The organism is Streptomyces sp. NPDC051286 (genome assembly GCF_044455345.1).
Taxonomy (GTDB): domain Bacteria; phylum Actinomycetota; class Actinomycetes; order Streptomycetales; family Streptomycetaceae; genus Streptomyces.
The window spans coordinates 54574-76677 of the sequence record NZ_JBITER010000030.1 but is presented as its reverse complement, the minus strand read 5'-3'; the positions used below and the strand labels follow the sequence as shown (position 1 = coordinate 76677).

General features: G+C 70.5%; 21 protein-coding genes and 1 other RNA gene. 5 read left to right on the top strand and 17 right to left on the bottom strand.

Annotated elements, in window-relative coordinates; all coding sequences use genetic code 11:
• Positions 1 to 576 precede the first annotated feature (576 nt).
• The 6 genes from ACIBB8_RS26440 to ACIBB8_RS26415 form a co-directional block, all read right to left on the bottom strand.
• Complete coding sequence (locus ACIBB8_RS26440) at positions 577 to 858, bottom strand: HU family DNA-binding protein (protein WP_003968811.1); 282 nt, start codon at positions 856 to 858, stop codon at positions 577 to 579.
• A gap of 415 nt (positions 859 to 1273) precedes the next feature.
• Positions 1274 to 2710, bottom strand: coding sequence for an NAD-dependent malic enzyme (locus ACIBB8_RS26435; RefSeq protein WP_398956143.1), 1437 nt, complete (start codon positions 2708 to 2710; stop codon positions 1274 to 1276).
• 431 nt (positions 2711 to 3141) lie between these two features.
• Complete coding sequence (locus ACIBB8_RS26430) at positions 3142 to 5541, bottom strand: HelD family protein (protein WP_398956141.1); 2400 nt, start codon at positions 5539 to 5541, stop codon at positions 3142 to 3144.
• A gap of 160 nt (positions 5542 to 5701) precedes the next feature.
• Positions 5702 to 6646, bottom strand: coding sequence for an anti-sigma factor family protein (locus tag ACIBB8_RS26425; protein ID WP_398956139.1), 945 nt, complete (start codon positions 6644 to 6646; stop codon positions 5702 to 5704).
• Entirely contained in the window at positions 6643 to 7230 is a 588-nt protein-coding gene (locus ACIBB8_RS26420; RefSeq protein ID WP_398956137.1) for a sigma-70 family RNA polymerase sigma factor, read from the bottom strand. The genes ACIBB8_RS26425 and ACIBB8_RS26420 overlap by 4 nt, the downstream gene beginning before the upstream one ends.
• 120 nt (positions 7231 to 7350) lie before the next feature.
• Positions 7351 to 7953: a CGNR zinc finger domain-containing protein gene (locus ACIBB8_RS26415; RefSeq protein WP_398956135.1), complete on the bottom strand. Its 603-nt coding sequence runs from the start codon at positions 7951 to 7953 to the stop codon at positions 7351 to 7353.
• Between the two features lie 113 nt (positions 7954 to 8066).
• Between ACIBB8_RS26415 and ACIBB8_RS26410 the strand changes: the two genes are divergently transcribed.
• Positions 8067 to 8609: a GNAT family N-acetyltransferase gene (locus tag ACIBB8_RS26410; RefSeq protein ID WP_398956133.1), complete on the top strand. Its 543-nt coding sequence runs from the start codon at positions 8067 to 8069 to the stop codon at positions 8607 to 8609.
• A 29-nt stretch (positions 8610 to 8638) separates the two neighbouring features.
• Here the strand turns inward: ACIBB8_RS26410 and ACIBB8_RS26405 are convergent, their stop codons facing one another.
• A complete protein-coding gene (locus ACIBB8_RS26405) occupies positions 8639 to 9202 on the bottom strand; it encodes a GNAT family N-acetyltransferase (protein ID WP_398956131.1) in 564 nt (187 codons plus the stop codon).
• Positions 9203 to 9412: 210 nt separating this feature from the next.
• Here ACIBB8_RS26405 and ACIBB8_RS26400 point away from each other — a divergent pair, with 210 nt between their 5' ends.
• Positions 9413 to 9973, top strand: a complete 561-nt coding sequence (locus ACIBB8_RS26400; protein WP_398956129.1) for a DUF1772 domain-containing protein — start codon at positions 9413 to 9415, stop codon at positions 9971 to 9973.
• Between the two features lie 131 nt (positions 9974 to 10104).
• Here ACIBB8_RS26400 and ACIBB8_RS26395 read toward each other — a convergent pair whose 3' ends face one another.
• The 3 genes from ACIBB8_RS26395 to ACIBB8_RS26385 form a co-directional block, all read right to left on the bottom strand.
• The gene (locus tag ACIBB8_RS26395) at positions 10105 to 11373 is read right to left on the bottom strand and encodes an acyltransferase (RefSeq protein ID WP_398956127.1); all 1269 of its coding nucleotides are present in this window, start codon (positions 11371 to 11373) and stop codon (positions 10105 to 10107) included.
• The gene (locus ACIBB8_RS26390; protein WP_398956151.1) at positions 11370 to 13496 is read right to left on the bottom strand and encodes a bifunctional polysaccharide deacetylase/glycosyltransferase family 2 protein; all 2127 of its coding nucleotides are present in this window, start codon (positions 13494 to 13496) and stop codon (positions 11370 to 11372) included. The genes ACIBB8_RS26395 and ACIBB8_RS26390 overlap by 4 nt, the downstream gene beginning before the upstream one ends.
• Before the next feature lie 66 nt (positions 13497 to 13562).
• On the bottom strand, positions 13563 to 14234 hold the full coding sequence (locus ACIBB8_RS26385; RefSeq protein WP_398956126.1) for a hypothetical protein: 672 nt from the start codon (positions 14232 to 14234) through the stop codon (positions 13563 to 13565).
• 349 nt (positions 14235 to 14583) lie between these two features.
• Between ACIBB8_RS26385 and ACIBB8_RS26380 the strand changes: the two genes are divergently transcribed.
• A complete protein-coding gene (locus tag ACIBB8_RS26380) occupies positions 14584 to 14874 on the top strand; it encodes a hypothetical protein (RefSeq protein WP_398956124.1) in 291 nt (96 codons plus the stop codon).
• A 20-nt stretch (positions 14875 to 14894) separates the two neighbouring features.
• Here the strand turns inward: ACIBB8_RS26380 and ACIBB8_RS26375 are convergent, their stop codons facing one another.
• A complete protein-coding gene (locus ACIBB8_RS26375; RefSeq protein WP_398956122.1) occupies positions 14895 to 15860 on the bottom strand; it encodes a LysR family transcriptional regulator in 966 nt (321 codons plus the stop codon).
• Positions 15861 to 15945: 85 nt separating this feature from the next.
• Here ACIBB8_RS26375 and ACIBB8_RS26370 point away from each other — a divergent pair, with 85 nt between their 5' ends.
• Positions 15946 to 17205, top strand: a complete 1260-nt coding sequence (locus tag ACIBB8_RS26370; RefSeq protein WP_398956120.1) for an MFS transporter — start codon at positions 15946 to 15948, stop codon at positions 17203 to 17205.
• 89 nt (positions 17206 to 17294) lie between these two features.
• Here the strand turns inward: ACIBB8_RS26370 and ssrA are convergent.
• The 5 genes from ssrA to ftsE form a co-directional block, all read right to left on the bottom strand.
• Positions 17295 to 17664, bottom strand: a transfer-messenger RNA (tmRNA) gene (ssrA, locus tag ACIBB8_RS26365).
• 97 nt (positions 17665 to 17761) lie between these two features.
• Positions 17762 to 18250 carry an SsrA-binding protein SmpB gene (smpB, locus tag ACIBB8_RS26360; RefSeq protein WP_366692754.1) on the bottom strand — a complete coding sequence of 163 codons (489 nt, stop codon included), beginning with the start codon at positions 18248 to 18250 and terminating at the stop codon, positions 17762 to 17764.
• An 18-nt stretch (positions 18251 to 18268) separates the two neighbouring features.
• Complete coding sequence (locus ACIBB8_RS26355; protein ID WP_398956117.1) at positions 18269 to 19477, bottom strand: S41 family peptidase; 1209 nt, start codon at positions 19475 to 19477, stop codon at positions 18269 to 18271.
• 69 nt (positions 19478 to 19546) lie between these two features.
• Positions 19547 to 20464, bottom strand: a complete 918-nt coding sequence (gene ftsX, locus ACIBB8_RS26350; RefSeq protein ID WP_398956115.1) for a permease-like cell division protein FtsX — start codon at positions 20462 to 20464, stop codon at positions 19547 to 19549.
• Between the two features lie 23 nt (positions 20465 to 20487).
• On the bottom strand, positions 20488 to 21177 hold the full coding sequence (gene ftsE, locus ACIBB8_RS26345; protein WP_398956112.1) for a cell division ATP-binding protein FtsE: 690 nt from the start codon (positions 21175 to 21177) through the stop codon (positions 20488 to 20490).
• A gap of 269 nt (positions 21178 to 21446) precedes the next feature.
• Between ftsE and ACIBB8_RS26340 the strand changes: the two genes are divergently transcribed.
• Complete coding sequence (locus ACIBB8_RS26340) at positions 21447 to 21647, top strand: hypothetical protein (protein ID WP_358859323.1); 201 nt, start codon at positions 21447 to 21449, stop codon at positions 21645 to 21647.
• A gap of 105 nt (positions 21648 to 21752) precedes the next feature.
• Here the strand turns inward: ACIBB8_RS26340 and ACIBB8_RS26335 are convergent.
• Positions 21753 to 22104: LPXTG cell wall anchor domain-containing protein (locus ACIBB8_RS26335; RefSeq protein WP_398956110.1), on the bottom strand; the 352-nt coding region annotated here is incomplete at its 5' end.

The window sequence follows — 22104 nt, the reverse complement described above, 5'->3', positions numbered from 1 at the left end:
GCCGCCCCGCGCGCGCCCCCCCCCCCGCCGGCGCCCCCCCCCCCCCCGGCCCCCCCCGCCCCCCCCCCCCCGCCCGGCCGGGCCCGCGCCCCCCCCCCCCCCCCCCCCCCCCCCCCCCCCCCCCCGGGCCCCGTTTTCGATCGCTGGAAGGGGCCGACTGCCACCGAAGGGCTCACGGCCTCCCCCACGACGGGGAGTGGGCTCCCGACGCCCTGCGACTGCTCCCCCCAAGCTCTCGGCCTCGCTCGAGCGGGGAGGGGCCCCTTCGGCGTTGTCGTCGGTCACCGACTCCCCCACAGCCATACGGCCTGGTGCACGGTAGCGAGCGGGCTCCCGGCGTCATGCGACTCCGCCTCCGGCGTTGTCGTCAGTCGACGACTCCCCCATGGCCTTGAAGGCATGGGAGGGGCCCCCTTCGCGTCGGCTCCCTCCTCCGCCTTGCCACCGAAGCCGCACGACGCCGCTCGCCGATCCACTCCCCGTCGCGGGGAAGCCGTCAGGGCCGCTTCTGCGGGCGGTACGACGGAGGGCGGTCACCCTGGTCGGGGTGACCGCCCTCCGTCGCGCCTACGGGGCTTACTTGCCCTTGGCGGCTTCCTTGAGCTTCGAGCCCGCGGAGACCTTCACGCTGTAGCCGGCCGGGATGTTGATCGGGTCGCCGGTCTGCGGGTTACGAGCGGTGCGAGCGGCACGGTGGGTGCGCTCGAAGGTCAGGAAGCCGGGGATGGTGACCTTCTCGTCGCCCTTGGCGACGATCTCACCGACGGTCTCGGCGAGGGCGGCCAGCACGGCGTCGGCGTCCTTGCGGGTCACCTCGGCACGGTCGGCCAGGGCGGCCACCAGCTCACTGCGGTTCATGTTGTTACTCCCGTGTTCTTCTTGCCTGTGAGGCGTGAGATCGAAGCCGATGCTGCCAGGGCCCTCGGACAGTCCCCGAAGCCGGGTCTGTCATTAGACCTCGCGCCTTGTGGGGTCTCCCCTGGACGTAGTCCTTGGGGAAGCATCCTGCCCCCACCTGCGGCGGGAAAGCCAATCCGGCACCCTCCGGAGTCACACGAAAAGCGCCACTGCCTCGTCGTGGTGACGTTCCGTCGACTCCCTGAAGCGGTCCGCAGCGGGTGCGGACCTCTGCGGGGCTCGCTGCCCGCCCACCCTAAAGGGGCGTTTGGGGTGCCGCGACACGCGACGCGCCGTCGGTCAGGCCGACGTGGGGGCACCGCGGCCGTGGGCGACGCCGGCAGGGGCCGTGCCGGGTTCTGTGAGTGGGGTGGGTTCAGCCGAGGCCCCCCGGGCCCGTCACAGCGCCCCCGGCGCCCTTCGCGGCGTTCCGGACGGCTCCCGCGACCGCTCCCGCGACCCTCTCGTTGAAGACCGACGGGATGATGTAGTTGGCGTTCAGCTCGTCCTCGGCGACGACGTCGGCGAGGGCGCGGGCCGCGGCCAGCATCATGTCCGTGTTGACCGTGCGGGACTGAGCGTCCAGCAGACCGCGGAAGACGCCCGGGAAGACCAGCACGTTGTTGATCTGGTTCGGGAAATCGGAGCGGCCGGTGGCGACAACTGCTGCGGTCTGGCGGGCGATTGCCGGGTCCACCTCGGGGTCCGGGTTCGCGAGCGCGAACACGACAGCGTCGTCCGCCATCGCCGCGACGTCGTCGCCGTCCAGCACGTTCGGGGCGGAGACGCCGATGAAGACGTCGGCGCCCACGACCGCCTGCTTGAGGGTGCCGGTCATCGACTCGGGGTTGGTGTTCTCGGCGATCCAGCGCAGCGGCGAATCGGCGTCGGCGGAGACCAGGTCCTCGCGGCCCGCGTGTACCACACCGTGAATGTCGGCGACGACAGCGTGCTTGACGCCCGCGGCGATGAGCAGCTTCAGGATGGCCGTACCGGCCGCTCCGGCGCCGGACATGACGACCCGTACGTCCCCAATTCCCTTACCCACCACGCGCAGTGCGTTGGTCAGCGAGGCCAGGACGACGATCGCGGTGCCGTGCTGGTCGTCGTGGAAGACGGGGATGTCGAGGGCCTCGCGCAGCCGTGCCTCGATCTCGAAGCAGCGGGGGGCGGAGATGTCCTCCAGGTTGATGCCTGCGAAGCCGGGGGCGATCGCCTTGACGATCTCGACGATCGCGTCGGTGTCCTGGGTGTCCAGGCAGATCGGCCAGGCGTCGATGCCGGCGAACCGCTTGAAGAGGGCCGCCTTGCCCTCCATGACCGGCAGGGCCGCCATCGGGCCGATGTTGCCGAGACCGAGCACCGCGGAGCCGTCCGTCACAACTGCGACGGAGTTGCGCTTGATGGTGAGGCGGCGGGCGTCCTCGGGGTTCTCGGCGATCGCCATGCAGACCCGCGCCACACCCGGGGTGTAGATCATCGAGAGGTCGTCACGGTTGCGGATGGGGTGCTTGGACGCCATCTCGATCTTGCCACCGAGGTGCATCAGGAACGTACGGTCGGAGACCTTGCCCAGTACGACGCCCTCGATGTCGCGCAGACCCTCGACGATCTCGTCCGCGTGCGCGGTGGAGGAGGCCGCGATGGTGACGTCGATCCGGAGCTTTTCGTGACCGGAAGCGGTCACGTCGAGGCCGGTGACCGAACCGCCGGAGGACTCCACGGCCGTGGTCAGCTGGGAGACTGCTGTGCCGCTCGCGGGCACCTCCAGCCTGACCGTCATCGAGTACGAGACGCTGGGCGCCGTTGCCATGGCCGAGTCCTTCGCTTTCCCTAGCTTCATTGCCACGCGGCCGGGGCGTTCGCCTCGGACACGCTTCCCGATATTCGCACCTACTGATGGGTAGCCGGTAATGACTGCCACGTTTCGGAAAGTAGTTTCCACCATACGAGAAGAGGGTGCTGAGTGGAACCCCCATCGGGGCAACGGACACGCCAGGGCCACAAACAAGAACAGACCCGCGCCACCGGAAGGTGACGCGGGTCTGTCATTTCACTTGAGCGGCACCGACCCGCCATGCTCGCCTCGCGGCAAGTGGTCGCTCGTAGCGACGAAGGTTGGGCCCGGGGGCTTGGATCGAGCCGGTGCCGACACCAGGCTAACAAAGACCCCGGAGAAGTGATTCCCCCATCTCGGGTTGACTTCTCCCCGCCGTTCTCCGCCCGCCTCCGCCGGCCTCCGGCTCAGTCCCTCAGCAGGTCCGGCACACCGTCCTCGTCGGGCAGGTCCCGCTCCCCCGACACCACGGTCAGCTGCTGCGTCGCCCGGGTCAGTGCCACGTACAGCACCCGCAGACCGGCCGGTGACTCGTCCGCGATCTCGGCGGGCGAGACGACCACCGTGGCGTCGTACTCCAGGCCCTTCGCCTCCAGACTGCCCAGCGCCACCACCCGGTCGCCGAGCTCCGCCAGCCACTTCCGGGCCTGCGCGCGCCGGTGCATCGCGACGACGACACCGACCGTGCCGTCCACCTCGCCGAGGAGACGCCGCGCCTCCTCCCGTACGGTCCCGGCCGGATCGCCGTCGCGCAGGGCCACGAAGCGGGGCTGCACGCCCGTCGAGCGGACCGCGGCCGGGGACTTCATGCCGGGCATCGCGAGCGCCAGCACCTTCGACGCGAGCTCCGCGATCTCCGCCGGGTTGCGGTAGTTCACGGTGAGCGTGAAGTGACGGCGCGGGCGCTTACCGAGCGCCTCGTCGCGCGCCTGGGCCGCCTCGTCCGGATCCGACCAGGAGGACTGCGCCGGGTCGCCGACGATCGTCCAGGTGGCCGTCCGGCCGCGGCGGCCGACCATGCGCCACTGCATGGGCGTCAGGTCCTGCGCCTCGTCGACGATGACGTGCGTGTACTCCGTGCGCTCCGCCGCGAGCCGCTCGGCCCGCTCGCGCTGGCTCTCCTCGCGCTGCGGCATCAGCTCCTCCAGACCGGAGAGCTGGTCCAGCGGATCGAACTCGCGCTTCTTCTTCGGCCGCTGCGGGGTGCCGAGCAGGGTGTGCAGCTCGTCGAGGATCGCCACGTCGTGCACGGACAGGGGGCCCTGGCCGGCGCTGTCCAGCCGCTTCAGCGAGCGGGCGAGGCGGCGCACCTCGCCCTGGTTGAGGACCCGGCGCGCCCACCGGCCGAGCCGCTTCTCGTCGGCCATCGCGGCGAGCACCCCGCGCGGGGTGAGCTCGGGCCACCAGGCGTCCAGGAACTCCAGGAACGGCGTCTCGGTGGAGACGTCCTCGTCGAAGGAGGTACGCAGTTCCGCCGCGAGTTCCGGGTCGGTGTAGCGGCCCCGGCCGGAGGACCTGTTCCACAGGGCGTCCAGGAGCAGCCTGCGGGCACGCGGGCGCAGCAGGTTGACCGGGGCGGTGCCGGCGAGGACGGACTGCCGGATGCGGTGCAGCTCGTCGGCGTTCAGCTCCACGCGGGCGCCGAAGGCGACGACGCGCAGCCGGGTGGGAGTGGCGAGGGGCGCGGCAGCCCCGTCCCCGGACTCGTCGGGCTCGCCGAACGACAGCTGGCCGTCCTGCTCGTGCTGCGGCGGGCCCGGGGTCCGCGGCTGTTCCAGCGCCCCGCGGGCCGCCTTGCGCAGCACCTGGAGCATCCGGGAGGAGCCCTTGATCCGCGCGACGGCCGGTTCGTCGTACGTGGTGGCGCCCTCGACACCCGCCGCCTCGTCGGAGAGAGAGCCGACCGCGCGGATCGCGACCTGCCCCTCCTCGCCGAGCGAGGGCAGCACCCCTTCGGTGTAGGCGACGAGGAGCGGGGTCGGCGAGACGACGAGGATGCCGCCCGCGTACCGCCGCCGGTCCTGGTAGAGCAGGTACGCGGCGCGGTGCAGGGCCACGGCGGTCTTGCCGGTGCCGGGACCGCCGGAGACCTCGGTGACGGAGGCGGCGGGCGCCCGGATCACCAGGTCCTGCTCGGCCTGGATGGAGGAGACGATGTCCCGCATGGTGTGGCTGCGGGCCTGGCCGAGCGCCGCCATCAGCGCGCCGTCACCGATCACGGGCAGCTTGTGGCCGTCCTTGTACGTCGTCAGCTCCGGGCGCATCAGGTCGTCCTCGACCCCGAGGACCTTGCGGCCCTTGGAGCGGATGACCCGGCGTCGCACCACCCGGCCCGGATCCTTCGGCGTCGACCGGTAGAACGGCGCGGCGGCCGGTGCCCGCCAGTCGATGACCAGCGGTGCGTAGTCGGCGTCGAGGACCCCGATCCGGCCGATGTGGAGCGTCTCCGCGATGTCGGCGGTGCTGTCGTCCCGTACGGCGTCGTCGGCCGGTTCGACGGAGGTGTACGCGCCGTCCGGACCGCGCTCACCGTCCTTGCCGAGCAGCAGATCGATCCTCCCGAAGAGGAAGTCCTCGAACTCGCTGTTCAGCCGGTTGAGGTGGATCCCGGCCCGGAACACCTGGGCGTCGCGCTCGGCGAGCGCGCCCGGGGTTCCGACCTGACCGCGCTTGACGGCATCGTTCATGAGGAATTCCGCCTCGTGGATCTTCTCCTCAAGGCGGTGATAAACACGGTCGAGATGTTCCTGCTCGACACCGATTTCCCGGTCCCGCAACGAATCGACAGCGGCATCCTGCGCGGCCACCGAGGCCCCCTTCTGACGTGCATTGGGCAGCCGTCAACCTTATGCGAAGGGGGCCCGCCGCGCATCTGCGGCGGGCCCGGATCATGCGCGTCGCAGGTATCGATTGCGCGTCGGACCGCGATGGCGGGTCCCTCCACGGCCCGATTTCCTGCTGCCATCCCTACGCGTCGATGTCCACCAGCCGCTTGCCGTCGAAGGTCCGCACCTCGAAATGGTCGATGTCGGCGCGGTCCATCGCCGCGCCGCCGTGGACGTAGAGCGGGTACTTCGCGGACGGGTGCGTGGAGTCCTTGATGCCGTAGCCCCATTTCGGGACGGACCAGGAGGTGACGACCTCCTCCTCGCCGCTCCTGGACACGGCGATCAGGCTGCACTTCTGCGGACCCCTGACGTTCCTGAGCTCCAGCACCGCGTGCGTGCCCCACGCCTTCTTCTCCATGCCGACGGTGGCGGCGACCTTGGTGGTGGGGTCGGTCGCCTGCACCTTCTCCTGCAGGTGGTGAAAGAACGCGTCCTCGGCGGGGCTGGTGGGGTGCGGGTCTGCCGCCTGGGTCGTGCCGCTGTCGCCGCCGGTGGCCATGACCGCGACGACCGGACCACCGATGATCAGCGCCGCTGCCGCCGCCACCAGATACCTGCCGCGTCGCTTGCGCCGGGCCCGTTTGGCCGCGACCTCGTCGACCAGCCGGTCGAGCACCCGGGGTGCGGGCGGCTCCGGGACGTACGGGACGGGGCGGGCGCCCGGCACCGTGGCGGGTGCCTCGGCGAGCATCGCGAGCATGGGTTCCATCCCGGCGAACTCGTCGAGATGGGCGGCGCAGAGCGCGCAGCCCGCCAGATGTGCTTCGAAGGCGGACGCTTCGGCGTCGTCCAGGATGCCCAGGACGTACGCACCGGCGGCGTCGTGCTCCGGCCCTTCCGCCGCCGCGCCGGAAGCGGAACCTCCGGAACCGCCGCGTCCGCCGAAGGCGCCGAAGTCATCGGGACCGCCGAAGCTGCCCGGACCGCCGGGGAACACGGGGCGGCCACGCGGGCCGGTGGGGCCGGGGCGGCTGGAGGGACCGGTCGGCCGGGGCCCGAACGGCTCCCACTCGTGGTCGCTCATGCCGTGATCCCCCTCTCTTCGAGTGCGAGCTTCATCGAGCGCAGTGCGTAGAAGACCCGGGACCGCACCGTGCCGCTGGGTATGCCGAGCACTTCGGCGGCTTCATTGACCGTACGTCCCTTGAAGTAGGTCTCGACCAACGCTTCCCGATGGGCAGGGGTCAAATCGTCGAGCGCATCCGAGAGAGTCATCAGCCACAACGCCTTGTCAATCTCGTCCTCCGCGGGAATGACCTCCAGCGGCGACGGATCGACCTCGTGCGGCCGGACCTGCCGGCTGCGGTGGCCGTCGATGACGATGCGCCGGGCGACCGTCACCAGCCAGGGGCGGACAGAGCCGGTCGCCCGGTTGAGCTGACCGGCGTTCTTCCAGGCACGGATGAGTGTTTCCTGCACCACGTCCTCGGCCCGCTGACGGTCGCCGGCGACGAGGCGGAGCACGTACGCGAGCAACGGTGCGGCGTGTTCGCGGTAGAGCGCCCGCATCAACTCCTCGTCCAGCACGGCGGAGGGTGACGCGGGCGGTTCACTGCGATGTCGAGCCCTGTGCGGACGGTCATCGGCCACGGCCGCATCCTTGCGCACCCGAACCTCCCGGTCGAGACCCTGTGGAGCTCCTTGGTCATCGAATACGGAGGCGGGCCGCGATCCATTCAAAGCCGTTCGAGATTTTTACGTGGACACGATGTACCTGTGCACGACGGTTCACGCGGACACATCCGCGAGCGCCGTCGCCCGCCGCCGGTGCCGAGCCACCCGCTCCCGGTTCCCGCACACCTCGCTGGAGCACCAGCGGCGGCGCCTCCCCCGTGACGTGTCGAGGTAGAGCCGTCGGCAGGTGCCGCCCTCACAGCGGCGGAGCCCGGCCCGGGCCTCCGGGTCCGTCAGGAGTTCCACGACGTCGCGGGCGACGGCGGCCAGCAGCGCCCCGCAGTCGGGCTCGGCACTGAACGCCCTTACCAGAACACCGTTTCCGGCACGCACGGCCCGCAGTCCCGGCGGCGGCGCGGCGGCGAGTTCATTGACCCGCTCCAGCACGCCCTCGGCGCCACGACCGCCGAGCTCGGCGGTCAGCAGCCGGTCGACGCCCGTCCGCAACAGGCGGAAGTTCAGCAGCCAGGTGTCATCGACGGCGTCGAGACATGTGCCCTTCGGTACGAGTCCGGCGGCCACCAGCCAGTCGGCGAGCCGGTCGGTCCCGTCGAGCAGTTCGCAGGCGCCGGAGGTCCCGATCCCCGTCGCCACCAGGTCCAGGCAGAGCCGTCCGGAGTCGAACCGCCAGTCGCACGAGCCTCTACCTGCCGCCATGCGCATGTCACCGCCTCCGGAGTCGCCGGTGGGAGTCACCACCAGAGTGCCCCTCGGCGGCCCGGCCCGTAACCCCTCCAACCGCCGCCGAACTCCCCGCGTACGGTGGGCGCATGAGCAACGATCTCCGCGCGGCCGCCTTCTCGGCCGGAGCCCTGCTGCTGCGGCCCTGGCGCCAGGACGACATACCGGCGCTGGTCAAGGCGTACCGCGATCCGACGATGCGCAACCGGCTGTGGCATGTCGTGACGGACGAGGCGGACGCGGAACGCTGGCTGCGGATGCAGGCCGAGGGCCGGGAGACCGGCACCCGGTTCAGCTTCGCCGTCGTCGACACGGAGCACGGCGACGAACTGGTCGGCAATGTGGTGCTCAAGTACCCGCACCCCGGATCCGGTTCGGCCGAGGTCGGCTACTGGACAGCGGTGTGGGCGCGCGGGCGCGGGATCGCCCCGCAGGCGGTCGAAGCGCTCACCGGCTGGGCGTTCACCGCCTTCGCCGAGGACGGCCTTCGACGGCTCGAACTGATCCACCAGGAGGACAACAAAGCGTCGTGCCGGGTCGCGGTCAAGTGCGGATACGCCTTTGCGGAGATCCTCCCGGCCCGCGCGCCGTGGCCGCTCGACGGGCATCTGCACGTCCGGCACGCGGCGTAGACCGGCCGGGGCGCGCAGCGCCGGCGGACTCAGCCTGCCGGCGGGCCGTCGTGCAGGATCCGCTGGAACAGCCGGTGGTCCCGCCACTCGCCGTTGATGTGCAGATAGCGCGGAGCCGTACCGAACTCCTCGAAGCCGCACTTGGTGAGCACCCGCTGGGACGCCACGTTGTCGAGCACGGTCCCGGCCTCCACCCGGTGCAGCCGCAGCTCGTCCCTGGCCACGGTGCAGATCCACTGCACGGCGGCGGTGGCCAGACCGCGTCCGGCGTACGTGACATCGACCCAGTAGCCGAGCACGGCGCTGCAGAACGGCCCGAGCACGATGTTGGAGAGCGTGAAACCGCCGACCGCACGGTCCTCGGCGTCGGCGATCACCCAGGGCATCGCCCGCCCCGCCTCACGGTCCGCCAGTATCCCGGCCAGGCGCTCCCGCTGGCCCTGCTCGGTGTAGAAGGTGTCGGGCCGTACGGGTTCCCAGGGCTGCATGTACGTACGGCTGCGGGTCAGCGCATCGGCGAGCGAGGCGGCGTCGCCCGGGGCGGCGGGACGGAGTCGTACTTCCGCGTCGAGGCGGTGAGTGTCATGGATCATCCCTGCACGGTAGCCCGGTGCGCCTCCGGCCCGCACGACCGCGGTCACCCCCCACTCCCCGTCACCACGCCGGTTTCCGCCGGTCGTTCCGCTCCCGCATCCGTTGCGGCACGCCGCGCCGGCCGTCCCGGGTCCGTCCTGGACGCCCGCGTATGGAGCTGCGCGTTTGAACGATGGAGCGGTGCCACCCACGCGACTTCAATGGAAGACATGACAACCAACCGTCCCACCAGCAGCCTCCACCACCTCGTCCTCGGCGGCGCGGCCGTCGCCACCGGCCTGGTCGCCGGCGCGTTCCAGATCTTCTCGTGCGCGGTCATGCCCGCGCTCGGCCGGAGCGACGACCGGACGTTCATCGAGGTCATGCAGAACATCAATGACGTCATCCAGAACCCGGTCTTCTTCGCCGGCTTCTTCGGGGCGCTGATCCTCACCGGCGTCGCCGCCTGGCAACAGCGCCATTCCCCCGGCCCCCGCCGGTGGATCCTCGCCGCGCTCGCGGTGTACGCCACTGCCTTCCTGCTCACCTCGGGGGTCTCCGTCCCGCTGAACAACGCCCTTGCGGACGCGGGGAATCCGGCACGGATCGCCGATCCCGCCGCCGTGCGGGAACGGTTCGAGGACGCGTGGGTCGCCTGGAACGCCGTGCGGGCCGTCCTGTGCACCGGCGCGCTCGCCCTGCTCCTGCGCGCCTTCTTCCTGACGGCCCGTCTGCGCCCGCAGGAGCCCGCGTACTTGGCGTCCGCCGCCATGTCCAACGCCAGCCGGTAGCCGCGCTCGACGACCGTCTGGATCAGCCGCGGCACACCGAGTGCCGTACGCAGCCGGGGCGGTGCCGCGAGGTGAACGGTGGGCAACCTTGCTCTCACCGGACCGGCGGCGGCCCGGCGAGGAGGGGACGGTCACTGCGGGGCCGGTGCGTGCCTGCGTCTCCTGGATGCACCGGTCGGCCGCCTGGACGCACCGGTCGGCCACAGCCGGGGGCTGCGCTTCGCCGCGACGTCCTCGACCCAGCCGACCGCGAGGATCATCAGCGCCAGCAGCGGCCAGACCAGGACCAGCATCAGTTCCGCGTACGATTCGCTTATGTACGCACTGAGGTGATCACCGACCCAGGGGACGGTCCACAACTGGTCGATGAGCGGCGAGGTCGCCATGATCAGCAGGTTGTGCCAGAGGTAGATCGTCACCGCGCGGTTGTTGGCGAGGGTGATCAGGCTGTCCAGGCGGGCCAGCCTGCCGGGGAGCTGCTGCCAGGACGGTGCGTACTGGAGCAGGATCGCGCAGAAGCCGAGCGACCAGGTCGCCTGGGCCAGCGGGATCTCGTCGAGATTCCAGCCCTCCTCCGTCAGATGCGCCGAGGCCCACCACAGTCCGAACGCCATGGTGAGCGCGGCGAGCGAGACAGCCAGATAGCGCGGGATCTTCTTCAGCAGCCCGTCGTGGTGGGCGAAGCCGAGAATCCAGCAGGAGCCGAACACCGCGAAGTCGACGAGCCCCTCGCCGGTCTCCCCGGGGACGGTGACCAGTCCGGTGCCGAACACGGCGGTGAGGCCGAGCGGGGCGAGCAGCGTCGGCCAGGGCATCCTGCGGAAGGCCTTCAGCAGCAGCGGCGAGGCGAGCACGAACCAGAGGTAGGCCCGGATGTACCAGAGCGGGCCGACGGCCTGGTCCGCCCAGGACACCTCCAGGAAGCCGCCCGCTGAGCCGCTCTCCCAGGGATACGGCGGGGCGCCGACCGGAAGGAGGTAGCAGCCCAGCTTGATGAACCACCAGATCCCCTCTTCCTTCACGGGCTTCCAGCCGAGGGCGAACATGACCGGGACGACGACCGCGGCGAACACCCACATCGGGGGCAGCAGACGGCGGAGCCGGGCGCGGACGACAGCCGGGGCGGGGCGGTCCAGCGAGCGTGCCATCAGCGACCCCGCGAGGGCGAACATGACACCCATGGAGGGGAACACGACCGTCAGCCAGGCCCAGCCGAAGGTGTGGAAGACGACGACGCGGACGAGGGCGACGGCGCGCAGCAGGTCGAGGTAGCGGTCTCGGCCCGGCCTCTTCGGGGCGGGCGGGGCGGTGGTCTCCGACGACGGTGCGGCGGACTGTCCCGGCACCGGTGCCGGGACCGGGTGGGACGGGGGGAATGCGGGGGTGTAGCTGCTCGTCATGCGACGGGCCTCCGATCGTTGACACGCCTGCGCTGGCTCACCATCGCGCCGGGTGCTTCCACCACTCCGGTACGGCGCAGCTTCTGCCAGCGCAGCCGGCCGCCGGTGAGTGCGGTGATCCAGGACTGGAGCAGCACCACGTACATGAGCTGCCGGTAGAGGATCTGCTGGAGGGGCAGCGAGATCAGATGCGTCAGGCGTTCCCGGTCGAGCCGGAAGGCGTACCCGGCGCAGAGGGCCTGCACCGCGAGGACGCCGAGCCAGGCGACGACGGTCTTCTGGGTGGGGCCGAAGACCAGCCCGTACAGCAGGAAGACGTCGATGAGGGGCGCGAGCAGCGGGGCGACGACCATGAACAGGGCGACGAACGGCAGGCCGACGCGCCCGAAGCGGCCGGACGGTCCGCGTTCGATGACCGCGCGGCGGTGCTTCCAGATCGCCTGCATGGTGCCGTACGACCACCGGTACCGCTGCGACCACAGCTGCTGTACGGTCTCCGGCGCCTCGGTCCAGGCGCGGGCGTCTTCCGCGTAGACCACCTGCCAGCCGTCGCGGTGCAGCGCCATCGTGACGTCGGTGTCCTCGGCGAGGGTGTCGTCGCTCATGCCGCCGATCCGGTCCAGCGCATCACGACGGAAGGCGCCGACCGCGCCGGGGATGGTCGGCATGCAGCGCAGCATGTCGTACATCCGGCGGTCGAGGTTGAAGCCCATCACGTACTCGATGTGCTGCCAGGCACCGATCAGCGAGTCGCGGTTGCCGACCTTGGCGTTCCCGGCGACGGCGCCCACCTCCGGGTCGGCGAACGGCCGGACGAGTTCGCGGACGGTGGAGGGTTCGAAGACCGTGTCGCCGTCCATCATCACCACGATGTCGTGACGGGCGTGTGCGATGCCGGTGTTGAGGGCGGCGGGCTTTCCGGCGTTGCGCTGGCGGATGACGCGGACGTTCGGCAGCCGCAGCGCCTCGACGATGTCCGCCGTGCCGTCCGTGGAGCCGTCGTCGATGACGATGATCTCGACGGGGTGGTCGCTCGCCACCAGGGAGCGCACGGTGTTGGCGATGCATTCGCGTTCGTTGTACGCGGGTACCAGCACCGAGACAGGGCGGGTGTACGCGGGTCCCCGGCCGAAGTCCCGCCCTCGGACCTTCCGGGCGTGCAGGCAGGACAGCAGCAGCATCAGGCCGAAGCGGGCGAGGACGAGCACCCCGATGACGGCGAGCGCGACCACCAGCATGTCGGTGAGGTTCTCCGAGACGCCGACGGCGTACACGAACGCCCTGCCCCTCCACAGCGCGAGCCCGGTCACGGGGGTGTGCGCGCTGGGCGCACCGAGAGCGGTGGTGAGGTTGGTGAACGTGTAGCCCTGCTGCTGCATGCGCGGGAGGAACTCGCCGAGCGCGGCCACGGTCTGGGACCGGTCGCCGCCGGAGTCGTGCATCAGGATGACGGCGCCCTTGCCGTCCTTGGGCGTGGCCCGTTCGATGATCGCGGGGACGCCGGGGCGCTTCCAGTCCTCGCTGTCGGTGTTGTTGACGACGGTGAGGTAGCCGCGAGTGCCGACGTACTGGGTGACCGGCCAGGACCTGTTGTCCATCGCGTCGGCGAACGACGAGTACGGGGGCCGGAACAGGGACGTACGGATACCTGCCGCGCCCGCCAGCACCAGCTGGTTCTGGGACAGCTCCCGGTCGATACGGGAGTGGGACTGGTAGGAGAGATCGGGGTGGTTGAAGGTGTGCAGCCCGACCTCGTGTCCCTCCTCGACCATGCGGTGGACGAGTCCGGGGTGGCGCGATGCCATGGTTCCGGTGACGAAGAAGACGCCGTGCGCGCCGTACTTCTTCAGCTCGTCGAGGACCCGCGGGGTCCACACCGGGTCGGGGCCGTCGTCGAAGGTCAGCACGATCCGGTGATCCGGGACGGTCAGCGACTTGGCGGGCCCGGTGGTGCTCCGGGCATCGATGACCGGACCTCCGTCGAGGATGGTGTCGGGCACACGGTCCGTGGCCGCCGGGGCCTGAATGCGGTGGTCGGCGAGGATCTCGCTGTGCACGTAACCGCGCAGCATCAGCATGGCGAGCAGGGCAACGAGGAATACGGACGGCAGCAGATAGCGCATGGGAAGCCTGCGCCGCCTGTTCCGCTTCTGTCGGTTGTTCCTGCCCCGCGAGGCGGGGGTGGTCATTTAGTGGGTGCCTTCTTGCTCTTGCACGGGAGGATCCGGGGACTCGGTGGGCTGGGTGGGCGACTGCGAGGGGCCGGGATCGACGGGCGGCGTCGTGGTGGCCGCGGGCGACTCGGGGGCCGACGTCGCCGGGGCGGGCTTCGTGCCGCCGCCGGCGGTGTCACCCGTGTGGGTGGCGCCGACGGTGGGCTTCTTCGACGGGGCCGTGCTCGACGCGGACGCGGACGGGGCGCTGGACCCGGCGCTGCCCGAAGGCTTCGCGCGGACGTCGGTCGCCGGATCCGCCACCGTGGTGCCCGGTGCCCCGCCCACCGGCACGACCGCGTCCGCGGTGCCCGACGGAGTGGGCGACACCCGGACCTCTTCCGCCTTCTTGTGCTGATTCTGGCCGGAGAGCGGCAGCCACGGCGCCGTGGAATTACCGCTGAGCAGGGTGGCAACCAGCGTCACCGCGTAACAGGCGCAGACTGCGGCAAGGGCCCAGCCCAGACGCCTGAACGTCTTGCTGCGCCGGCCGCTCTCGTCGACGAAGACCGGACCGTCGGAGCCTTCGGGGGCTCCCGGCTCGACCGAGAGCTCGGACAGCTGACGCCCGAGCCCGTCGCGCTGGACGGTGACGTCCTTCCATTCGTGCGTGTGCCCGGACCGGGCACCTTCACGCCAATTTTCCACGGGTGTAGGCACAACTCCCACTCGGATAAACGGGCGCGCACGTTTGAGCCGGTCTCGTACCGGCGAACCGGGCCCCCACCCAGTCCGCGCGCCCCTCAGCACCTTGCACCCGGAGGATGAATGTAGCGCACGAAGCTGACGAAAATAGCCCTGAACGGGTGATGCTCGGGGTGCGAGATGCACCGTTTTCACCTGGCCTGCGACCGGTCGGCAGGTCCAAAACTGCACGCCCGATCCATGTTTATCCGTTCGGGAGTTGATGGATCGTTGGGAAACCAATCGGCCAATCGGCCCCCCTCCCGGACGAATGTTCCTATCGTGCGAGCACTTCACGAGAATCGAGAACGGCATGTCGGTCATCCTCATCACGGTCGGCCTCGCGGCCGCCTCGTACGGCTGCGCCGCGGCAGTCCTGCGCTGGCTGCCTCCGTGGCTCTCCGGATACGTGGCACGCCCCCGGGCCTGGGGGATCGGCATGGTCGGCATCGGCCTCTTCGCCGTGGCCCAGGTTCCCTCGCTGCGTGAGCGCATCGAGGGCGCGGGACCGGTGGCGGCCGCCGTCCCGTTCGTGGTGCTCGTCGCCGGACTCGCCGGCCTGGCGTTCTCCGGCAGCCGTCGCCGGAGCCGCCCGACCCGCTGAGCCGTCTTCGGGCCGCCCCTTCACCTCTGCGACATCAGTGCCAGATCGCCCTCGGGAAGCCAGCTCCCGGCGGGTACCTCCAGCCCCCGTTCCGCCGCCGTCACCCTCGCCGCGACCCGCCGCAGCGCGTCCACCCCCGGGTGCTTCAGCCCCTTGCGCCACACCAGCGACACCGGTGACAGCGGTACGGGGTCGACCAGCGGCCGTATGACCATCCCCGGCACCTCGATGAACTCGGTGCTCGCCAGCACCGACCAGCCTTGCTTCCGCACCACCCGGACGAACTCCTCCTCCCCCACGATCTCCGGGAACGGGGCCACCAGTTCGATCCCCCGCCCCGCGAAGAGCCGCTCTGCGAGGTCGGTCCACTCCGCCGTGGCCGGGTTGCCCGCCGCGGCGTACAGCCGCTCTCCCGCCAGCGCCCTCATCGGGACCTGGGCGAGCGAGGCCAGCGGATGGTCGTCGCGCAGCAGGACGGTCAGCCGTTCGAAGCAGACCGGCTGATGCGCCAGCCCCGCCCGTACCGCCGGATCCAGCCCCGCGACCCGGCCGAAGGAGACATCGAGCCGCCCGGCCAGGATCTCCGCCGCCGCCCCCGTCAGCCCGCTCAGGTAGCGCGCCACGAACTCCACTCCCGGCACCTCGTCGCGGGCCAGCCCGAGCAGTCGGTGACCCGTCCCGATCGGGACGCTGACGTCGACCAGCAGCGGGCGCGTCTGCTCCGCCCAGGCGGCGCGGAGGTCCTCGTGGGCGGCGATCACCCGGCGGGCCTGCGGCAGCAGCCGTTCGCCGTCGGGTGTGAGGGAGACCTGGCGGGTGCTCCGTACGAACAGCTCCGCACCGAGCTCGCGCTCCAGTCGGCGGATGTCACGGCTGAGTGCCTGCTGGGCCAGGTAGAGCCGGGCGGCGGCACGGGTGAAGTGCAGCTCCTCGGCGACGACGACGAAGGCGCGCAGCAGCCGCGGATCGATATCGGAGGAGGTCACAGGCCCGAATTTACAACACAGGTGCGTGAATGAGTGCGGAGCAGGTGTTGGACCGCACGGGCCGGCCACCGCGAGGGTTGAGCCCATGCCGTACGACACTCCCACCACGCCCCTGCATGCCCTCTCCGGAGACATGCTGGTGATCGCCCCGCGGACCGGCGCCCCCGTCCGCCGCGCCTCCACCAACCCGTACCGCCGACTGCTCGCCACCCCCGGCGCCCGCGCCTTCACGGCGGGCAATCTGATCGCCCGGCTGCCGATGGGCATGTTCAGCGTCAGCGCGATCGTCATGATCGCCGGGTCGCGCGGTTCGTACGCCCTGGCCGGGGCGGTCACCGCGACCGGGCTCGCCGCGACCGCCGTGGTCGCGCCCTGGACGGCCCGGCTCGTCGACCGGTACGGCCAGGCCCGGATCGCCGTGCCCGCCACCGCGATCGCCGTACTCGGCTCGCTCGCGCTGCTGCTCTGTGTGCACTACGACGCCCCGGACTGGACGCTCTTCGCCGCCTACGCCGCGACCGCCACCACCCCCAACACCGGCGGCATGTCCCGTGCCCGGTGGGCCCATCTGCACCGCGGCGACCCGGCCGCCCTGCACACCGCGAACTCCTTCGAACAGGCCGCGGACGAGCTGTGCTTCATGCTCGGCCCCGCCCTCGCCGCGTTCCTGTGCGCGGCGCTCTTCCCGGAGGCCGGGACACTCATCGGTGCGGTGCTGCTGATGACGGGCGTGCTGATCTTCGCCGCTCAGCGTGCCACCGAACCCCCGGTGGCGCCCGCCACACGGGCGGGCTCCCCGCTGCGCACCCGGGGCATGCCCGCACTGCTCGCCGCCTTCCTGGCCACCGGCGCGGTCTTCGGCGCCATGGAGGTCGTCACGATCGCGCACGCCGGAGGCGCGATCCTGGCGCTCCAGGCGGGTGGCTCGTGCGTGGCAGGGCTGTTGTACGGGTCGCTGCGCCCGGCCGTGGACGTCCGGCGGCGGCTCCTGTGGTGCCTGGCGGGGATGACGGCGCTGATGTCCCTGCCGCTGCTCGCCGCCTCCTCGACCGATTCACTGCTCGCGCTGGCCGGAAGTCTGCTGCTGGCCGGTGCGGCGACGGCGCCGACGATGGTCACCGGGATGACGCTGGTGCAGCGGCTGACCCCCGACGGTCAGTTGAACGAGGGCATGACGCTCTCCGTCACCGCGCTGCTGGGCGGAATAGCGGCCGGTTCGGCGACCGGCGGCTGGGTGGTGGAGCACGCCGGGACGGTGACGGCGTACGTGGTGCCGGGGTGCGCGGCGGGGCTGGCGCTCGCGGTGGCGGCGGCCGGGGTCCGCGTGCGCGGCAACGGCGCGTGACCCCGCACCGGCGCGAGGGCGCGCCGTGCCCGTACACAGAACGAGGACCCCGCTGCCGGTGGGCAACGGGGTCCTCGTTCACATGGGAATTGTGGAGATGGCGGGAATCGAACCCGCGTCCAACGGTGCAGAACCAGGGCTTCTCCGTGTGCAGTTCGCTGCGCTTTTCTCGGCCCCGGAAATCACGCGAACAAGTCTCCGACGGGCTCAGTCACTGTTTGATTTCCTTCCAGGCCCCGTGACCGGGCCTAGAAGTTTAGATCCCTTGATGATGCCAGGATCCGGGTCGGGATCACCCCCGGGCTGACACTTCGCAAGTCGCTACTTAGGCAGCGAGGGCGAAGGAATCGCGCTTGGTGTTGGCGATTATTGGTTGCGACATATGGTTTACGAGATCATTGCCGCTTCCTCGACACGCTTCCCCTGCTTCGACATCCGCTGTCGAAACCGATCATCCCCATGTTGTTTTTTCAAATGCACGCACCCGCTGTGGAGTGCAGTGCCATCGTACGTGACCAACGGGCGACGGTGCCAGCCTATTCCCGGCGGGCCTCGCTCAGGCGCTCCGCTGCCGCCGCCGGGCCGCCGAGATCGCGCGGTTCGTCTCGCGCAGGTCCTGCTTCTCGCGCAGCGTCTGCCGCTTGTCGTACTCCTTCTTGCCCTTGGCGAGCGCGATCTCGACCTTGACCCGGCCCTCCTTGAAGTACAGCGCGAGCGGCACGATCGTGTGCCCCGTCTCCTGCGACTTCGACTCCAGCTTGTCGATCTCGGCCCGGTGCATCAGCAGCTTGCGCTTGCGCTTGGCGGAGTGGTTGGTCCAGGTCCCCTGCACGTACTCGGGGACGTGCACGTTGTGCAGCCACGCCTCGTTCCCGTCGATCTGGACGAAGCCGTCCACCAGCGAGGCCCGGCCCAGCCGGAGCGACTTGACCTCGGTGCCCATCAGCACGAGACCGCACTCGTAGGTGTCGAGGATGTGGTAGTCGTGCCGCGCCTTCTTGTTCTGCGCGATGAGCTTGCGCCCTGTGTCCTTTTCCTTAGCCATAGTGTGGCCATTTTCGCACTACGACCCACCCCCGAGGCCACTCAATACTGTCTCGGCCCGCTGGAGGGCCCGGGAGCTGACCACGAGATCCGGGGTGATGCCGCGGCCGTCGACGCTGCGGCCCGCCGGCGTGCGGTAGTGGCCGACGGTCAGCTCGGCCACCGAGCCGCCCGGGAGCTTGCTGGGCATCTGCACGGACCCCTTGCCGAAGGTGCGCGAGCCAACCGTGACGGCACGGCCCCGGTCCTGGAGGGCTCCGGTCAGCAGCTCGGCCGCGCTCATGGTGCCGCCGTCGACGAGGACGACGACCGGGCGGTCCGTGTCACCGCCCGGCGTGGCGTAGAGGGCGCGCTGCACGCCGTGCACGTCGTACGTGGCGACCAGTCCGCCGTCGAGGAATCCGGAGGCGGCGATCACCGCCTCGGTGACCAGCCCTCCGGAGTTGCCCCGGAGATCGAGCAGCACCCCTGCGCCCGCCGGTGCGTCCCGGACGGCGTCACGGATCCTGGCGCCCGAGCCCCTGGTGAACGAGTCGACCTTGATCAGTACAGCCGCGGAGGAATCGGAACGGTCCGGTCCGAGCCGCTTCGCCCCGAGCCTGCGGACCGTGACGGCCTCGGTGGTGAGCCTGGCCCGGGTCAGCGTCAGTGTCCTGGCCGGGCCGGTGACGCCGCGCTGGACCACCAACACGACAGTGGTGCCCACGGCAGCGCGCGTACGGTCCCCGCGCAGCAGGGCGACCACCTCGGAGACGGGGCGCCGGTCGATCCGGCGTCCGTCGACGGTACGGAGCAGATCGCCGGGCTCGATGCCGGCCAGGTCGGCGGGGCCGCCGGGATGGACCCGGGCCACCGCGACCAGTCCGTCGGCGGATCGCTTCGCGGCCAGACCGACGCCCGTGTAGGAGCCGTCGAGAGCCTGCTCGAACTCCTCGTACTCCCGCTCGTCGTACACCGCGCCCCAGCGGTCCCCGCTGCGGCTGACGACCGCCTCGGCCGCCTCCGTACTCGACTTGCCCTCGGCCACCGCCTCGGCCGCCGCGGCGGCGATCTCGTCGCGGTCGACGGTGGAAGCGACGGAACGGGCCTTCATCGCCGCGGCCCTCTCCTCACCCTGCGGCAGCGACCCGGTGGCCGCCGCGGTGGCGAGGACGCTCGCGAAGACCAATGTCAGGGCCGCCCCGCGGCCGAAGCCGCGGGGCGGGAGACGATGCGTAGGGCCCGACATGGCGACGAGTCTAGGACAACGCCCCGAGGGCGCACGGCCGGTTGGGCCGCACGCCCCACGGGGCTCATGTCACACCTTGAGGTACTTGCGGAGCGCGAAGAGCGCGGCAACGGCGGGCATCAGCAGACCGATCGCGAGGACCAGCGGCAGCTTGGTGAAGACCGCGTCCCAGCCGATGAAGTGGATCAGGTTGAGCTTCGACTCGAGCGCCAGTCCGCCGTCGATCAGGAAGTATCGCCCGGCCAGCAGCATGACGCAGGCGAGCACGCCACCGATGAGACCGGCGAACGCGGCCTCCATGATGAACGGCATCTGGATGTAGAAGCCGGAGGCGCCGACGAGCCGCATGATGCCCGTCTCGCGGCGCCGGCTGAACGCCGAGACGCGGACGGTGTTCACGATCAGCATCAGCGCAATGACCAGCATCAGCGCCATCACGAAGAGCGCGGCCACATTCATGCCGTTCATCAGGCCGAAGAGGTTGTCCAGGATCCCTCTCTGGTCCTGGACCGAATGCACCCCGTCACGTCCGGCGAAGGCGGTGGCGACGACCTTGTACTTCTTCGGGTCGTGGAGCTTGACCCGGAACGACTCCTGCATCTGGTCCGGCGTGATGTTGCCGGCCATCGGCGAATCGCCGAACTGCTCCTGGTAGTGCTTGTACGCCTGGTCGGCCGACTCGTACGTGACCGTGTCGACGACCTTCATCTTGTGGAGGTCGGTCTCGATCTCCTTCTTCTGCTCAGCGGTGACGGCGCCCTTGGCGCACTTCGGCACCGACTTCGCGTCGCTCTCGTTGCAGAGGAAGATCGAAACGTTGACCTTGTCGTACCAGTAGTCCTTCATCGTGCTGACCTGTTCGCGCATCAGCAGCGCGCCGCCGAACAGGGCGAGCGAGAGGGCGACGGAGACGACGACCGCGAAGGTCATCGTGAGGTTGCGACGGAGGCCGACGCCGATCTCCGACAGGACGAACTGGGCGCGCATGGCGTCCTTTCAGTGCTCGATGCTCAGTGCTGGTAGCCGTAGACGCCGCGGGCCTGGTCGCGTACGAGACGGCCCTGCTCCAGCTCGATGACGCGCTTGCGCATCTGGTCGACGATGTTCTGGTCGTGGGTCGCCATGATGACGGTGGTCCCGGTCCGGTTGATCCGGTCCAGGAGCTTCATGATGCCCACGGAGGTCTGCGGGTCGAGGTTGCCGGTCGGCTCGTCCGCGATCAGCATCATGGGGCGGTTCACGAACGCCCGCGCGATCGCCACGCGCTGCTGCTCACCACCGGAGAGCTCGCCGGGCATCCGGTCCTCCTTGCCGCCGAGCCCGACGAGGTCGAGGACCTGCGGAACCGCCTTGCGGATCTCGCCGCGCGGCTTGCCGATGACCTCCTGGGCGAACGCCACGTTCTCCGCAACGGTCTTGTTGGGGAGCAGACGGAAGTCCTGGAAGACGGTGCCCAGCTGGCGGCGCATCTGCGGCACCTTCCAGTTGGACATGCGCGCGAGGTCCTTGCCGAGGACGTGGACCGCGCCCTGACTGGCGCGCTCCTCACGGAGGATGAGTCTCATGAAGGTGGACTTGCCGGAGCCGGAGGAGCCCACCAGGAAGACGAACTCGCCCTTCTCGATATCGAGAGACACATCCCGTAGAGCGGGACGGCTCTGCTTCGGGTAGGTCTTGGAGACGTTGTCGAATCGGATCACGGATGCACCACGGTCGGCCGGGAGTAGGTGTGCGTGACCATACGCGAACCGGGCTCAGCCGTGCAGGCGCGCGTCCCGTGATGGGCGATTTATGGCGGAACGGAACCGGGTGGGGGCGCAACCGGAACCGGAACGGACCGGGTGTTCCCGGGCGGCCCGCGCCGAATTCCGCGCGACCTGGCACAGTGGAGGGGGAACGGATGCGTTTCCAGGAGCGTTGTGCGCAGAGAATGCGTATGCGGCTCCGCCGCGCGGGAGGAGGAAAGCGCATGACCTATGACCGACTGGTGTGCGCAAACTGCGCGGCGCCCGTCAACGAGGGCCGATGCCCCGTATGCCGGGCCAGCCGCGCACGGCTGCAGCAGGATCAGGGCCAGGGACCGTTCGCGGGGCTGAGCCCGGCGATGCTGGTCGCCCTGCTGGTGGTGCTGGTGGGCGCGCTGGCGCTGCTGGCGCACCAGACCGTGTAGCTGTCCGCAGCCGCCCGTACGGCGGGAGTGAGAGTACGCGGAAGGGCCCGGGACGCATGTCCCGGGCCCTTCTGTGTACGTAGGTGTACCTGGCGGCCAGAGGCCTTAGGCGACCGTACGACCGTTCACCAGACGCGGCAGGATCCGGAAGCCGATGCCACCGGCGATCATCGTCGCGGCGCCGACCAGCAGGAACGTGGTCTCGGCCGCACCGGTCTCGGCGAGCTCGTCCTTGCCCTTGCCCTGCTCGACCGGCTGGTTGCCGACCGAGTCGGGGGTGGTGTTGTCCGCGCACACGGTGCCGTCGAGGTCGACGGTGCAGCTGCCGCCGGCGTCGCCACCGGTGGCCGAGCCGGTGCTGCCGCCCTTGCCGGCGGTGCCGCCACCGTTGCCGTTGCCACCGCCATTGTCGGCCGCGCCACCCTGGTCACCGGCGCCACCCTGGTTGCCGGCGCCA